13 protein-coding genes are annotated in these 15,873 nt (G+C 65.0%); all 13 read left to right on the top strand.

What is annotated here, in order from left to right:
* The first annotated feature begins 3 nt into the window (after positions 1 to 3).
* Positions 4 to 1,254, top strand: coding sequence for a hypothetical protein (locus tag L21SP4_RS10985; protein ID WP_052882691.1), 1,251 nt, complete (start codon positions 4 to 6; stop codon positions 1,252 to 1,254).
* Positions 1,251 to 4,424 (top strand): TonB-dependent receptor, encoded by a 3,174-nt coding sequence (locus tag L21SP4_RS10980; RefSeq protein WP_144413846.1) that lies wholly within the window; start codon positions 1,251 to 1,253, stop codon positions 4,422 to 4,424. Before L21SP4_RS10985 ends, L21SP4_RS10980 begins: the two co-directional genes overlap by 4 nt.
* Positions 4,425 to 4,475: 51 nt before the next feature.
* On the top strand, positions 4,476 to 5,258 hold the full coding sequence (locus L21SP4_RS10975) for a DUF3450 family protein (protein ID WP_082116717.1): 783 nt from the start codon (positions 4,476 to 4,478) through the stop codon (positions 5,256 to 5,258).
* Positions 5,255 to 6,694, top strand: coding sequence for a MotA/TolQ/ExbB proton channel family protein (locus L21SP4_RS10970; RefSeq protein ID WP_082116716.1), 1,440 nt, complete (start codon positions 5,255 to 5,257; stop codon positions 6,692 to 6,694). Before L21SP4_RS10975 ends, L21SP4_RS10970 begins: the two co-directional genes overlap by 4 nt.
* Positions 6,691 to 7,311 (top strand): MotA/TolQ/ExbB proton channel family protein, encoded by a 621-nt coding sequence (locus L21SP4_RS10965; RefSeq protein ID WP_052882687.1) that lies wholly within the window; start codon positions 6,691 to 6,693, stop codon positions 7,309 to 7,311. Before L21SP4_RS10970 ends, L21SP4_RS10965 begins: the two co-directional genes overlap by 4 nt.
* A 2-nt stretch (positions 7,312 to 7,313) precedes the next feature.
* Complete coding sequence (locus tag L21SP4_RS10960; RefSeq protein ID WP_052882686.1) at positions 7,314 to 8,132, top strand: hypothetical protein; 819 nt, start codon at positions 7,314 to 7,316, stop codon at positions 8,130 to 8,132.
* Positions 8,133 to 8,148: 16 nt separating this feature from the next.
* Complete coding sequence (locus L21SP4_RS10955) at positions 8,149 to 8,562, top strand: ExbD/TolR family protein (protein ID WP_052882685.1); 414 nt, start codon at positions 8,149 to 8,151, stop codon at positions 8,560 to 8,562.
* Positions 8,563 to 8,614: 52 nt separating this feature from the next.
* Positions 8,615 to 9,253 (top strand): energy transducer TonB, encoded by a 639-nt coding sequence (locus L21SP4_RS13170; RefSeq protein ID WP_052882684.1) that lies wholly within the window; start codon positions 8,615 to 8,617, stop codon positions 9,251 to 9,253.
* A 34-nt stretch (positions 9,254 to 9,287) separates the two neighbouring features.
* Positions 9,288 to 10,721, top strand: a complete 1,434-nt coding sequence (locus L21SP4_RS10945) for a tetratricopeptide repeat protein (RefSeq protein ID WP_052882683.1) — start codon at positions 9,288 to 9,290, stop codon at positions 10,719 to 10,721.
* Positions 10,722 to 11,174: 453 nt separating this feature from the next.
* Entirely contained in the window at positions 11,175 to 12,296 is a 1,122-nt protein-coding gene (gene prfB / locus L21SP4_RS10940; RefSeq protein ID WP_052882682.1) for a peptide chain release factor 2, read from the top strand.
* The gene (trpC, locus tag L21SP4_RS10935) at positions 12,293 to 13,081 is read left to right on the top strand and encodes an indole-3-glycerol phosphate synthase TrpC (RefSeq protein WP_052882681.1); all 789 of its coding nucleotides are present in this window, start codon (positions 12,293 to 12,295) and stop codon (positions 13,079 to 13,081) included. Before prfB ends, trpC begins: the two co-directional genes overlap by 4 nt.
* A gap of 5 nt (positions 13,082 to 13,086) precedes the next feature.
* Positions 13,087 to 15,006: an 8-amino-7-oxononanoate synthase gene (gene bioF / locus L21SP4_RS12590; protein WP_074041481.1), complete on the top strand. Its 1,920-nt coding sequence runs from the start codon at positions 13,087 to 13,089 to the stop codon at positions 15,004 to 15,006.
* Between the two features lie 8 nt (positions 15,007 to 15,014).
* Positions 15,015 to 15,779 carry a methyltransferase domain-containing protein gene (locus L21SP4_RS10925; RefSeq protein WP_160300815.1) on the top strand — a complete coding sequence of 255 codons (765 nt, stop codon included), beginning with the start codon at positions 15,015 to 15,017 and terminating at the stop codon, positions 15,777 to 15,779.
* Positions 15,780 to 15,873 lie beyond the last annotated feature (94 nt).

Here is a 15,873-nt window from a genome sequence, read left to right as displayed (position 1 = left end):
CCCATGGCGAAAAAAGACGGATGCCGCAGAAACAGATGTCTCGCAGGTCTGACCCTGCTCCTCCTTGCGGGTGCCGTCGCGGTGACCGGATGCCGCGACCGCGAACATAAGGCCGCCTCCTGTCAGCCGCCGCAGATCCCCGCCGAAGAACTTGAGGTTCTCGACTGGGGCTTCCGCTTCGCTACCGCCATACCGACCGTGCGCTCCTACCTCGTGACCCGGAGCGACGCACAGTACGAAGTGCTCAAAACCTACCTCCATCACGGACTGGCCGACGAAGTCGAATCGCGGCTTAAGGACGTCGGCAACTGGAGGCGCGGCCAACTCTACACCGATCTCGCCGCGCATTACGCCCGCGCGGGCCGCAGGGCGGCCGCGGAAAAAAATCTCGATCTCGCACGTCAGTTCCGCGATGCCATCGACGGGTGGCAGAAGACCCGCATCACGGCCCACATCGGACAAGTCCACAGCACGCTGGATCACACGGAAGAGGCGGGCCGCCTCGAGACCGACCTCCCCGAAGAGGAATCGATCCGCGTCACGAAACAGCGCATCGAGGACCTCGCGCAGCGCGAAGGCGTGCAGTCCGCCCTGGATCACATGAAGGCGCGCGAAGATACCGAGAGCTTTGAAGTGCGGCATGCCGTGGTCAAGGGCTACGCGGATCTCCTCGGCCATCCTGATGCATCCTCCGGCACGGAGGCCTTTTCCGAGATCACCAACCGCATCGAAGGCCTGATCGCCGAACTCCCCCCCCTGATGCGTCAGCAGAGCCTGCGCCGGATGGCGATGCGGGCGTTCGAAGGCGGTTCGGCTGAGGCGGGGCGGGCCGTGCTCGAACGCGCGGAAGAGGACCTGAAATCACTGCCCCTCAACGCACGGTTCGATATCCCGCTGCTCGTCGGACTGGCACAGGTCTGGAGCGAGGAGGCCGACAGCCCCGAGCGCGCCGCGGTCCTTATGGAGGACGCGGCCGAAATACTCGAACAGCAGGCGCAGAAGATCCGCCCGATCTATCGCATGGAGGCGATCACCGCACTGGCCGGAGGATTCGCCTCCATCGGCCGGGAAGATCGCGCCCGGGACTACTACGGGCGGGTGCTGGATCTCGCGGAGAAGCAGAACAACGGCCGCCCCCGGGCGCGTATCGTGGCCGAACTGTGCGCCTCGATGGGGCATTACCGGCTGACGCTGACGGAAGAATTTGAGGGCAGGCTGGAGCGGATGTTGGCAGGTCTGGGCGAGCCCTGGTGAGGGACACGAGCATGGGGCGCGGTTTTTTCAGTTTTATTATCACGGGCATTGTCCTCCTCGTCCTCGGCGGCGGGTTCGAGGTACGGGCCGCACCTTCCGGGGGGATTCGCGGCCGGGTGCTGGATCTCGAATTCGAGGTCCCGCTCGACGGGGTTCCAGTGCGCGTCTCGGAGACGGGCGCGGAGACGGAGACGGTCGACGGCGGACATTTCGTGTTCGAGAACCTGACCCCCGGCACGTACGCCCTCGTGTTTGACAAGGCCGGGTTCAAGCGGGTGATCGAAAGCGGTGTCGTCGTGACCCCCGGAACGCTGGCCGAGGTTTCCGTCTCCATGCCCGGAGAGTACGTGGACATGAACGAGATGGTGGTCCGTCCGCTGGAACTGGGCGGCAGCACCGAGATCGGCCTGCTCAACCTTCGCGCGGAGAACATCGGGATCATGGACGCCATCGGATCCGACCTGATGAGCAAGGCGGGTGCGGGCTCGGCCGCCGAGGCCGTCAAACTGGTCTCCGGCGCCTCGGTACAGGACGGCAAGTACGCCGTGATCCGCGGACTCTCCGACCGGTTCGTCAATACCCGCCTCAACGGCGTCGCCATGCCCACCGCCGACCCGGATGTCCGCGCGGTGCAGCTCGATCTTTTTCCCAGCGCGATGCTCGACAGCGTCCAGGTCCACAAGACCTTCACGCCCGACCTCCCGGCCAACACCTCGGGTGGAATGGTCGACATCGTCACGCGCTCGATTCCCGACGGGGAGATTTTCGAGGTCAAGGCGGGAACGGCCTATAACAGCCAGGCTACCGGGAACGACGACTTCCTCACCTACAGGAACGGGGGCGTGGATTACTGGGGGGTCGACGAGGGCAATCGTGAAAAGACGCTCGAATCCGGCGAGGTGCTGCCGCTCATCTCCAAGCCCCGCGGCGGTCATCCCAACTTCGACAATCCCGACCCGACCCCGGCGGAAGAGGAGCGGTTCAGACACAGCGACGCCCAGGTGCGCAGTTTTAACGATACGATCGGAACCTCCCGCGACACGGCGCCCGTGGACCACAGCTGGGAATTCACGTATGGCGACCGCCTGGACCTGGATTCCGGGGCTTCGTTCGGCTGGCTGGGTACGATGAATTACAAGAACAGCTTTTCCTACTTCGATGACGGGCAGGACAAATTTAAGGTCTCGAACGGCGGATTCACCGGATTCGAGATCCCCGTCGAATCGGGAGAGGGCAATGAGAGCCCCGATCCGGACCAATGGAAAATGCAGGAGGGCACCGAGACCGTGCGGTGGGGGGTCGGAGGCATGGTCGGGTTCGAGAAAGACGAGCATGAACTCACGCTCTCGTACCTGCGGACCCAGCACGCCGAAGATACCGCGAGTGTCCGCTGGGATGATGAAACCAATGAGAACCTCTACTGGCACAACCAGTCGCTGATCTATCGCGAGCGCAGCATGGACTCGCTTCAGCTCCGCGGCGAAAACCCGCTCACGTTTATGCCTCAGGGTTCCTTCCTCGGAGTCGAATGGATGGAACCCGTGATCGACTGGTCGCTGGCGGACAATGCTTCGGAGCAGAACGAGCCCGACCGCCGCTTTTTCCTCGCCGCCTATAACCCGAGCACCGGTCAGTGGGGCGGGCCGCGCAAGCCCAAGAACTTTGCCGAGCGCGCCTGGAGAAAGATCATTGAGGAAAACCGCTACGCCGACCTGAACCTGAGATGGCCGTTCCGGCTCGGACCGGAGCGTGAAGGGGAATTCAAGACCGGTCTCGCCTGGAACGACGTCGACCGGAGCTATACGCAGGACTCCTTTTACTACACGGCACCCAGTATTATGGGTGCTCGCACCCCGTATGCCGTGTATACCAACGCCACGTTCGACGATCTCTGGAGCGATGTCTTCCTTGAGGACATACGGCTGGGATATCCCCCGCCGTACGGGGAGGGACGGGAATACTCCCGTTTCTTCGGCTACGACTCCATGACCAACGAAGTCAACTGGATGATCAAAGAGTTCTCGGATGACGTGGACTACACGGGAACCATGGACGTTCACGCAAAGTACCTGATGGGCGAAATGCCCGTCACCCCGTGGCTCAAGGTGATCGGCGGCGCGCGCTGGGAACACACCGAACTGCACACGGAGGTGCACGCCGCGGACGGCAACGATCAGCAGGCCACCGTGCTCAACGTGCGGCTGGATCCGGAAACCCCGGACTTCGTTTCTCCCGATTCCATGAACACCACGCTCGATGAACTGGCGAACGCGGACATCGAGCAGCTGGATATTCTGCCCTCGCTCGGGTTCATCCTCGGCCCTTTTCACGACGTCAAACTGCGGGGGACCTGGAGCCGGACGATCGGCCGGCCGACCTTCAAGGAGATCACTCCCGTCTCGCAGCAGGAAAGCCTCAACGGGCAGCAGTTTGCGGGGAACCCCGGACTTGAGATCAGCCAGCTCGAGAACTACGACCTGCGGCTCGAGTGGCTTCCCTCCGACGGGCAGGTGCTGTCGGTAAGCGGCTTCTACAAGGACATCCAGGATCCGATCGACTACGCCCAGCGCCCCGCACAGGGCAGCACGCCGTATATCATCCCCTTCAACTTCGACGAAGGCGAAGTGCTCGGTGTGGAATTCGAGATCCGCCAGAACCTCGGCCGGTGGTTCGAGTGGCTGGAAGGGTTCTCGATTGGCGGGAACGCGACTTTTCTCGACGCCACCGTCGCGGTCCCCGACCGCGACGTGCGCAAGGTCACCGAATTGCTGGAGCTGCGCGGCAAGGATCCCGGCAAGTACGAGATCGACGAGCGCCCGATGAAGAACCAGCCGGAATATATCTTCAACGCCTACTTCCTGTTCGAGAACCGGCACACGGGCACGTCGGCGGGGATCTTCTGGAACCGCAAGGGAGATACGCTCATCGCCGGCGACGATGCGAACGGCGCCGACTACATTGCCAGCCTCGTACAGCTTCCGCACAACAGCATGAACATCAGCTTCAGCCAGAAATTCCGGGAGCACTGGAAGCTCTCGCTGAAGGCGGAAAACATTCTGAACCCGACGATCCGCGAAGTGTGGCGTTCGGATTACATTCCGGAGGATGCGGTAGCGACTTCGTACAGGGAAGGCGTGACGTATTCGCTGAGTCTGAGCCGGAAATGGTGAGCGGGAGAGAAACTTGAAAGACAGGATGAACGAAACAGGGAGGACACAGCTATGACACTTCGATCCCGGATAACGCCGCTCGTGGCCGCGGCGGCCCTGGCCATGCCGCTGTACGCCGGGCCGGACCCTGACATGGCCACGGCCCGACAGGCGCTCGATCAGTACGTCGAGACGCAGCGCCTGATCTCGGAGGAGAAGCAGGCATGGCGCGAGGCCGAGCAGATGCTCCATGAGCGCATCGAACTCGTGCAGGAGGAAATCGAGAGCCTGCGGAAGAAGATCGGGGAAGCGCGCTCGAACATCGGTCATGCCGACGAGAAACGCCGCGAACTGCAGGACGAAAACGAGACGCTGAAGCAGGCCACGGAGACCGTGCGCGGCCGCATCGGTCCGCTCGAGGCGCGAGTGCGCGAACTCGTCGTCCGGCTGCCCCAGCCCCTGCGGGATACCGTCAAGCCCCTCAGCCGTAAGATCCCGGACAACCCCGGCGATACCAGTCTCTCGCTGTCGCAGCGCTATCAGAACGTCGTCGGTCTGCTGAACGAGGTGAACAAGTTCAACCGCCGGATCGTCATCGCCAGCGAGGTGCGTCCGCTTCCCGACGGCGAACAGGCCGAAGTGGAAACGATGTACGTCGGCCTCGGGCAGGCCTGGTACGCCAACCTCGACGGTACGCGCGGCGGCGTCGGCCGCCCCGGTTCCGAAGGCTGGACCTGGGAGCCGGTCGGCGGGCTCGGGCCCGAGGTGAAGGAGGCCATCGCGATCTATCGCAATGAGAAGCCGGCGGTCTACAAGCCGCTTCCGGTGCATATCAGCGGAGGAGAAGCAAAATGAATAGGAGCAGGATGATCCGCACGGGAATCGGACTGGGCGCGGCGGCGCTGCTGTTCGCGGCGCGGCCGGCCGTCGCGGCGGAACAGGGGCCCGCGGAGGCGGCGACCGCGAAGCTGGAACAGAGCCAGCGCGAACTCGCGCAGCTCCGCAAAGAGATCATGGATCAGAAAATCCCGCTGAGCAGGGAGTTGAGCGGGCTGGAGGAGAACCTGCGCGCCGTCCGGGCGGAGTACGAGGACGTGCGCCGCACGCTCGACACGCGCAATCTCGACCTCAACAATCTCCGCGAGGAACTCAAAGCGAGGCGCGACGAGAAAAACTACCTCGCCAACCTCCTCGGCGAGTACGCGCGGAATTACGAGACGCAGCTTCATATCGCCGAACTTCAGCGCTACGAGGACGTGCTCGAGGATGCCCGGCTCGCGCCGGAAAACAGCAACCTCTCGCCCGGCGAGCAGTTCGCCGATCAGCTCGAGCTGGTGACCTCCTCCGTCGCGCGGCTGGAGTCCATGCTCGGCGGTACGCGCTATCCCGGCACCGCGGCCGGCGACGGCGGCCTGGTCGTCGAAGGGACGTTCGCCCAGGTCGGGCCCGCAGCCTACTTCAGCGCGGATGAAAGCGACCTCGCCGGCCTGGCCGAGCAGCGGCTCGGATCGATGCAGCCCACGGTGCTCGGGTTTGAAGATCCCGCCATGGTGGAGATGGCGAGAACGCTGGTCGAGAGCGGCAACGGACACATGCCCTTCGACCCGACGCAGGGGAACGCCCACAAGATCGAACAGACCAGACAGACGGTCTGGGAACACATCCGCAAGGGCGGCGTGGTCATGTTTCCGATCCTCGGCCTGGCCGCGGCGGCCCTGCTGGTCGCACTGGTCAAATGGGTGCAGCTCGCACGCGTGCCCGTGCCCGACGACCGGAAAATCGAGCCGCTGCTGCGCGCGCTCGGACGCCGCGACGTCGCCCAGGCCAAGGGGCAGCTCGCCAAAATCAGGGGCCCCGTGAGCGAAATGCTCGCGGCCGGCGTGGATCACCTGAACGAGTCGAAGGAACTGATCGAGGAAGTCATGTTCGAGAAGGTGCTTCAGGCCCGGCTCAAGCTGCATCGCGCACTTCCGTTCATAGCCGTGACCGCAGCCTGCGCCCCGCTGCTCGGGCTGCTCGGCACGGTGACCGGAATCATCAATACCTTCAAGCTCATCACCGTGTTCGGATCCGGCGACGTGAAGATGCTTTCCGGCGGGATTTCCGAGGCGCTGATCACGACCGAGTTCGGCCTGATCATCGCCATCCCCTCGCTGCTGCTGCACGCGTTTCTGGCCCGCAAGGCCAAAGGCATCGTGGACCGCATGGAGAAAGTGGCCGTCTCGGCGCTCAACCAGATCAGCCGCCGGAATACGGATGCATCGGCGCATGCCGAAGGAGGTGCCTCATGATGGAATTATGGGATAAAGCCGTCGAAATCTGGATCTCCGGAGGCTGGGCGATGATCGCCATCGCGGTGAACGCCTTCTTCCTCTTCGCCGTCGGACTGCACGTGAAGATGAAGCTGGCGAACAAGGGGTACCGGGAGGACGCCGGCCGCTTCTGGCGGCGCTACCACGACGGAAATCACAGGCGTCACGTGCCCGTGGCCGGCCTGCTGGAGTACGTGCTCGGCGCGGAGAACACCGAGGACATGCGGCATCACTTCGACGAATTCCGCAGCACGGAGATGCACCCCTTCCAGCGCGATCTTCAGGTGATCGGCGTATGCGTGGCCGCTTCGCCGCTGCTCGGACTGCTGGGCACGGTGACCGGCATGCTGACCACGTTCTTCGCGCTCTCGACCGGCGCCGGCGGCGACAAGACGATGGACATGGTCGCCGGGGGGATCTCCGAGGCGCTGATCACGACCGAAACCGGCTTGATCATCGCGCTCGCCGGACTGCTCTTCCAGTATCACCTCAACCGCGAGCACGAGCGCTACGATGCCTTTCTTGCTCACATCGAAACCATGTGCACCCAGGTGCTGCACCGGAAGCAGACGCAGCAGGCCGCGGTGACCGTCTGAAGATGAGTGATGCGCCCGCCAGAGTTTTAGCGGTCCTTCTCCCCGCGTTCTGCGCGGCGGGGACGGCGGAGGCGATCCATGACTGGGACCGGTACCGTCCGATCGTGGAGCGCGCGCCGTTCGGTGCCGCGGCGGCGGAAGGCGGAGAAGAAACCGGGCATGGAAAAGCGGTCATGGACGACCGGTTCGCAAAGCACCTGCGCATATGCACGTTGTATGAAGGCTTCGACGGCCGGCCGCAGGCCGGGCTGGTCGACAACACCAGCGATAAAAGCGTATGGCTCAAGCCGGGAGAACGTTACCAGGGGATCGAACTGACCGGGGTTGATGTGGCCGCCGGCACCGTGACGATGCGCAGGGACGGGAAGAAAGCCGTACTCAAGCTCAAGCCGCTGGACGCCCCCGCGACTCCGCACAGGCCACCGGAACCGGTCACCGCGGAAAAACGCGAAGAATCCGCAGCCCGCGTGGTGGTCAGCAATGCGAAGGTCGATCCCGAACGCTTTGGATTTGAAGAGGAAGTGAAAGAAGACAGTCGCCGCGGCCGCAGATCCGTGGTCGCAGGCCGCCGCCGCCCGAGGGTGCGGAAGAGAGACGAGGATCAGCCGGCCGGCGGTGCCGGAGGGAGTCTGCGCGAGCAGGCCGCCGCCGCCCGGCGGCTCGGCGGCGCGGCCGGCATGGGGTCGCCGATGGCGATGGCGCCCCCGAACGCCGGGAGCGGCGAGGCGGACGCGGGCCGGGCGCCGCGCCCGATCCATGAACGCCCCATTGAGTCGCGCACCGTGCATAACCCTGAAATCGAGGAACGTCTGAGAAACTGAATCGGGAGGACTGCTCATGAGCAGATTCAGATCATCCATGCGCGAGGATACGCAGGAGGCGGATGTCAACATCTCGCCGCTGATCGACTGTGTGTTCATCCTGCTGATCTTCTTTATCGTGACGACGACCTTCGTCGAGGAGACGGGGGTCGAAGTCGACAAGCCGCAGGCCGCCTCTTCCGTGAACCTCGAACGGAACAGCATCCTCATCGCCATCACCGGCAACGGCGAGGTCGTCTACGGCGGAAACCGGATCGGCCTCGGAGGTGTGCGCCCTCTGGTCAAGCGCATGCTCCAGAAAGAGGACGTCCCGGTCATCATTCAGGCCGACCGCGAGGTGCAGTCGGGCATCCTGGTGCGGGTGATCGACGAGGCGAAACTGGCGGGCGCGGAAAAGGTGAGCGTCGCCACGCGCAAGCAGAAGTCCTAGCAGCGGGGAGCAAGACACGGTGGTTCACGGATACCATAAGAAGCCGTCGGCGATGTGGACAAAGATGCTCCGCCCGCTGCTGCTCGTCGCGGGTGCGCTGCTCATTACGCTGGCCTATTTCATGATCCTGCCCGTGCTGCAGACGATCGGTCAGATGCAGCAGGACGACATGGAGCTGCGCACCGTGCAGACCGCCCAGCTCGAGCCTCCGCCTCCGCCTCCCCCCGAACCCGAGCAGGAGGAGCCGCCGGAAGAGCCCGAACCCGAACTGCAGCAGGAGTCGCAGCCGCTCGACCTCTCCCAGCTTGAGCTGGCGCTCAATCCGGGTATGGGCGGCGACTGGGGCGGCGATTTCGCCGTGAACCTCGATCTGGGCTCGGCGCAGAAAGCAGAGATGGACGCCATTTTCAGCATGGCCCAGCTCGATCAGCGCCCGCGCGTGCTCTACCAGCCTGCGCCGCGTTACCCCCCCGACCTGCGAAGCAAGGGGGTGGAGGGTACCGTTTACGTGATTTTCGTGGTCAACACGAGCGGCCGCGTGGAGCAGGCCAGGGTGCAGAAATCCACGCACCCCGCCTTCGAGGAGCCCGCGCTCAAGGCGGTCAAAAAATGGAAATTCGAGCCCGGAAAGCGCAAAGGCAAGCCCGTCCGGTTCAGGATGCGCGTCCCGATCAGTTTTGCGGCAGGATAAGATGCGGGAGGCTCTACATGAGGGAGGGAAGGACATGAAAAGTTTTCACCATGGCGCGGACGGCGTTCAGCGCAGACGGATCATGAAAAGCCAACAGCGGAGCAGGACGATGAAATATCTGGCGATGATGGTGACGATGCTTCTGGCGGGAAGCGCGATGGCGGCTGCAGAGGAGCCGCCGGAACTCAACCTCTGGAACGATCCCGGTTTCCGGCAGCGCTTCCTCGGTTCCTACGCGGTAAACCAGGAGACCGAGCCGCGTGTGAGCAGCGTGGAGCGCGAAAAGCTCGAGAAGGTTCTGGAGTTCATGAGCGCGGAAGAACCCGAAAAGGCGCGCGCCTTTCTCGAAAAGCAGACCGGAGAAGCCTCCACGGCGATGTTCGATTTTACGCTCGCCAACGTCTGCTTCCAGCTCGACGACCTCGGGGCCGCGGTTCGGCATTACGAGGCGGCCGTCGAAAAATTGCCGAGCTTCCTGCGCGCCCAGAAAAACCTCGGCATGATTTATGTCCGCAACGGCGAGTACGAAAAAGCCCTCAAGCCGCTGAGTGAGGCGATCGCCCTCGGCGCGGGCGACGGTCTGACCTTCGGGTTGCTGGGGTACGCCTATATGAGCGTCGGTGAACAGGTTCCCGCCGAGACGGCGTATCGCCGCGCCGTGCTGCTGCAGCCGGATACGGTCGACTGGAAGCTCGGACTGGCCCAGAGCCTGTTCAAACAGGAGAAGTACGAGGAGTCCGCCGCGCTGGCCTCCACCCTGATCGGGGACGATCCGGAGCGTAAGGACTTCTGGCTGCTGCAGGCCAATGCCTATCTGGGCATGAAACAGCCGCTGCAGGCCGCGCGCAATTTCGAGTATCTGCGCATGCGGAACGAGGCCGATGTACGCGCCCTCAATACGCTGGGCGATATCTATGTGAACGAGAAGATGCTCGCCGCCGCCGCGGAGGTCTACCTCCGCGCCCTCGAAAGCGAGCCCGGACAGCCGGTCGACCGGCCGCTGCGCAACGCCGAGGTGCTCGCAGCCCGCGGGGCGCTCGAAGAGTCGAAGCGGCTCATCGGACGCGTCCGCGAGGTGTACGGAAAAACCCTGGCGGACGAGAGGGCGACGCGCCTGCTCAAACTCGAGGCCCGCATCGCCGTGGCCGAAGGCCGGGGCGGGAAACAGGCGGAGATCCTCGAACAGGTCGTCGAACGCAACCCCACCGATGGCGACGCGCTGGTCCTGCTCGGCCGGCATTACGCCTCGGAAGACCAGGCCGAGAAGGCGATCTTTTATTTTGAGCGGGCTGAAAAACTGGAGGAATTCGAGGCCGAAGCCAAACTCCACCACGGACAGCTCCTGGTCCGGCAGTCCAGATTCGAAAAAGCCCTCCCGCTCCTGCGCCGCGCCCAGAGGCTGGATCCGCGCGAGGACGTCCAGCGCTATATCGAACAGGTCGAACGGATCGCGCGATCGAGGGGATAGGGGGTTCCGGACGCGGGCATGCACACGCCCCTTCGGCTTCCCGCCCTGAGTCCGCCGGTTAAAGCCCTGGACCAAGTTCACGATGGATCGTCCTCGCGGCGTCCACGGGTTCTTTGCCTGTGCTGTTCTCATCCATCTTTGCGGTCCCGGCGCCTTTGCGAGAGACCTTTCTTGTGTTTTCGACCACGGATTACACCGATCACACGGATGGGATCTCGAAATCCGGATCGAAGTCGAAATCGGGATTCAGAGAGAACATAATTCGTACTCGTACTCAGCGAAGCGGTACTCGTACTCGAGTTCCTCGAATCGGGGGAGGGGGATCGCGCCTTCGGCGCTCCGAGTACGAGTACGCGTATTGCCATAAAAACCCACGAATAACCGTTTTCGAAGGGACGTTTACACGGATGCGCTCCCATCCTATACTCCCGCGGATCAACACAGGGAGCACGCATGGAACTGGACGAACTCAGACAGCACGCCGACGCGTTCCGGGCGCGGCTTGAAGAGATGCAGGGCTACCTCGGACTCGAGGAGAAACGGAAGGAACTGGCCTCCGTCGAAGACGAGGCCGCACAGCCGGGGTTCTGGGACGACCCGGACCGCGCGCAGAAACGCATCGCCCACTCCAAGAGCCTGCGCAGCGTAATCGAGCCCTGCGACGCCCTCGCGCAGAAGCTGGAGGATGTCGATGTCATGCTCGAGCTGGCCGAAGGCGAGGACGAGGGCGAAGAGCGCCATACGGCATTGGCCGACGCCGAACGGCTGCTGCACGAACTGGAAACCTCGTTCCGCAAGCTCGAACTGCAGTCGCTGCTGAGCGGTCCGATGGATTCGAAGAACGCCTACGTCAGCATCCACGCCGGAGCGGGCGGCACGGAATCCTGCGACTGGGCCGACATGCTCTGCCGGATGTACATGCGCTATTTCGAGCGCCACGACTACAAGGTCCAGACCCTGCACTACCAGCCGGGCGACGAGGCGGGTCTCAAGGGCGCGACCCTGCTGGTCGAGGGACCCTACGCCTACGGTTACCTCAAGGCCGAGCGCGGCTGCCACCGGCTGGTCCGGATCAGCCCGTTCGACAGCGCCGGACGCCGGCACACCTCCTTCGCCGCGCTCGACGTGATGCCGGAGTTTGACGAGGACATTGACGTGGAGATCGAGGACAAGGATCTCCGCGTGGACACCTACCGCTCGAGCGGAGCCGGCGGCCAGCATGTGAACACCACCGACTCCGCCGTGCGGATCGTCCACGAACCCACCGGCACGGTCGTCCAGTGCCAGGCGGAACGGTCGCAGCACAAGAACCGCGCCGTCGCGATGAAGATGCTGAAGGCCAAACTCTACGAGATGGAGGAGGACCAGAAGCGCAAGGACATCGAGAAGCTCTACGGCCAGAAGGGCGAAATCGCCTGGGGCCACCAGATCCGCTCCTACGTCATGCAGCCCTACACGATGGTCAAGGACCACCGGACCCACGTGCAGGTGGGGAATGTCCAGGGCGTGCTCGACGGCGACCTCGACGAGTTCATCGAGGCGTACCTGAAAAAGAAACAGCAGGAATCGGCGTGAACATTCTCGAGGAGATCGTAGCGCATAAACGGCGCGAGATCGCGGAGCTGCGCGAACACGTCCCCGCGGAGACGATGCGCGAGCAGGCCGGGGCCGCGGATGCGCCCGCGCCGGACTGGACCGCTTCGCTCTGCGCCGAAGGGTTCGGGTTTATCGCCGAGATCAAACGCCGCTCGCCCTCCGCAGGCGTGATCCGTGCGGACTTCGATCCGGCCGCCCTCGCGCGCGCGTACGAAGACCGCGGCGCGCAGGCCGTATCCTGCCTCATGGACTACCGCTACTTCGGCGGGGGCGAGGACGATTTCGAGGCGGCGCGCAAGTCCACGCGCCTCCCCATGCTCTACAAGGAATTCGTGGTCGAGGACTGGCAGGTGTATCACGCGCGCATGTCGGGCGCCTCCGCCGTGCTGCTGATCGCCGCCGTGCTGGAGCCCGATGAACTGAACGGGATGGCGGAGCGCTGCCGGGCGTGCGGACTCGAGCCGCTGGTCGAGATCCACTCCGCGGAGGAGGCCGCCGCCGCGGTCGACAGCGGCGCGCGCTGGATCGGGATCAATAACCGCGATCTGCGCACCTTCGAGACCCGCATCGAAACCACGCTCCGGCTGCGGCCGGGGCTGCCGGATAATGCGCTGGTCGTCAGCGAGAGCGGAATCCGGTCCGCGCAGGATATCCGTACACTCCGGGAGGCCGATGTCGCCGGCGTCCTGGTCGGCGAGCACCTCCTGCGGCAGCCCGATCCCGGCGCCGCGCTGGCCGCGCTCCGGGAGGGTCTGCGCCCGTGACCTCCATGGACTGGATCGAATCCGGCCTGGAACGGCTGCGGACCGGTGGCCGCCTCCGGCGAACGCGCGTGTTTCCCGCCGCGGGCGGGAAACTGGAGCTGGACGGACGCGAGACGCTCAATTTCTCCTCGAACGACTACCTCGACCTGGCCCGCAACCCCCGCGTGATCGCCGCGGCACGGGAGGCCCTGGAACAGTACGGGGCGGGGGCCACGGCCTCGCGGCTGGTCTGCGGCACGCTCCCGCCGCATGAAACCCTGGAGCACCGGATCGCGGCCTGGAAGGGGCGCGAGGCCGCGCTGGTCTTCGGGAGCGGTTATGCGGCCAACGCGGGGATCCTTCCCCGGCTCGCGGGACGGGGCGATGTGGTGCTCGCCGACCGGCTCGCCCACGCCAGCCTGCTCGACGCCGCCGTGCTCAGCCGCGCCCGGCTCATCCGGTTCCGTCACAACGATCCGCAGGACCTCGAGCGCCGCCTGAAATCACTGCCGGGGAAGACCCGCCGCATCCTGGTCGTCACCGAATCCGTGTTCAGCATGGACGGCGATCTCGCCCCGCTGGAGGAACTCGCAGGCCTCGCCCATGCTCACGGGGCCATGCTGCTGGTCGACGAGGCCCACGCGTCGGGCGTATTCGGTGAACGCGGCCGCGGCCGCCTGGCGGATCAGAACGGGGCGGATGCGGTTACCGTGGACATGGGTACGCTCAGCAAGGCGCTCGCGAGCTGCGGCGGATTCGCGGCGTGCGACGCGAAGCTGCGCGAGTGGTTGGTGAACGGCTCGCGTTCATTCATCTACAGCACCGCCCCGCCGCCCGCCGCCATGGGCGCCGCGCTCGGCGCGCTGGACGTGGTCGAAGCGGACCCCGCGCCGGGGCCGGAACTGCTCCGTCGTGCGGATCTGTTCCGCGCCGCGCTCCGCGCGCAGGGGGTGGCGGTGAAGGATTCCGAAAGCCAGATCGTTCCCGTGATCGTCGGCGAGGACCGGGCGGCGGTCGGCCTTTCCGCCGCTCTGGAGAAAAAGGCGATCCTCGTTCCGGCCATCCGTCCGCCCACCGTGCCGGAGGGCACCGCGCGCCTCCGCTTCTCGCTCACCCTCGCCCATCAGGAGGACGACCTCCGGCGCGCGGCGGCGGTGTTGGGGGAGACGATGAGGCAGGATTCAAATCCGGACCGGGAGCGGGGTCGGACCGTCATGCCCTCCGACTCCGCACGCCGCATTCTCCTCCTGTCCGGGTGGGGTTATCCGGCGGCGGAACTTGACCCCCTGGCAAAGGCTCTGCGCGACACCGGTCATGAGGTGGTACTCTCCGGGCCGGAGGACCTGTGGGGCCGGGGCGGGGGCGGGAAGTCGGAACAGCCTTTCGTCGACGGCCTTGAGTCGCTGATCGCGGAGCAGGGTCCGTTCGAGCGGCATGCCGGCTGGTCGCTGGGTGCCATGCTGCTTCTCGAAAGGGCGGTGCGTGAAGATGGCCCCGCGGGCGGGCTCGTGCTCTGCGGCGTGACGCCCCGCTTCTGTTCGGGGCGCGGCTGGCCCTGCGGCGTTGCGTCTGCCGAGGTCCGGACGATGCAGCGTATGCTTCGGAGTGACCCCGAGCCGGTGCTGCGTGAATTCTACCGCCGCTCCGCCGCGCCGCGCGCCGCGGAGGGTGCGGAGGTCCGGATCGAAAAGGTGTTGAGTGCGGGGGTCGAAGTTCTGTCCGCCGGGCTCCGGTTCCTTCAGTCTTTTGATATCCTCCCCCTCCTCGCCGGGGTGCGCGGCCGGGTGCATCTGCTGCATGGATCGTGCGACGGCATCGTGCCCGTCGCAGCCGCGCGGCGGCTCGAGGCCGAGCTTCCGGCGGCGCGACTCGAAGAGATGCAGGGGGAAGGTCACGCCCTGCCCCTCTACTGTGTGGACGAGCTGAGCCGCAGGATCGCCTTATGAGCGGAAACGTGAGCAGAAGATTCTCCGCCGCCGCGGCCGCGTATGAATCGGGCGCCGCCGTGCAGGCGGAGGTCGCGCGCGAACTGGTGCGCTGGATGGAGCTGCCTGAAGAGGCCGACCGCGTGCTGGAGCTGGGGTGCGGGACCGGACTGCTTACGCGTCAGCTCTGTGCTCTGAACCCGCGGCCCGCCGTTCACGCCATCGATGCCTCCGCGGCCATGATCGACGTATGCCGGGCCAAGACGGCGGGCGGTCCGAAGCTTACGACCGAAGTTCGCGACATGCGGGTCTCTCTTCCGGAAGGGCCCTTCAGCCGCGCGGTCAGCAGTTCGGCGCTCCACTGGATTCCCGATCTCGCCGCGCTGTTCCGCGCCCTCGCGGCATGCCTGGAGGACGGAGCCCGCGTCACCTTCGCGCTCATGCTCGAGGGTACGCTCGAGGAGCTCTCCGCGGCGCGGTGTGCGGCGGCGCCCGGCGTGGAGCCCCCCGTGAGCCTGCCCTCCGAGGGCGGGGTCGGCCGGGCCCTTGCGGAGGCCGGCATGAACGCCGATCGCGTAAAGACTGAAACCCGCACCGTGTACTACCCCTGCGCGGAAGATCTCCTCCGTGACCTTCACGAGCGGGGCGTCACCGGATCGCCCTCCGCAAGACGGCGCGGACTGACCCGCGGCGAGCTGAGGAAGCTGAAAGAAATATATCGGCACAGACACGCCGGACCGGCGGGTCTGCCGGCGACCTACCGGGTCGGTTTTTTTGATACAGGGATGGTTTAATGCAGCCTGTATTTGCTTTTTGTTTTGACAGGTTGCGCAGGTGAGCATAGATTCGCCCATCCTTGAACTGCTTCTATTCGCGTTTCGGGACAAC

Origin of the sequence: Kiritimatiella glycovorans (assembly GCF_001017655.1) — a bacterium.
Taxonomy (GTDB): domain Bacteria; phylum Verrucomicrobiota; class Kiritimatiellia; order Kiritimatiellales; family Kiritimatiellaceae; genus Kiritimatiella; species Kiritimatiella glycovorans.
Note: the sequence above shows the minus strand (reverse complement) of the source record. Positions and strands in the feature narration are given on the sequence as shown.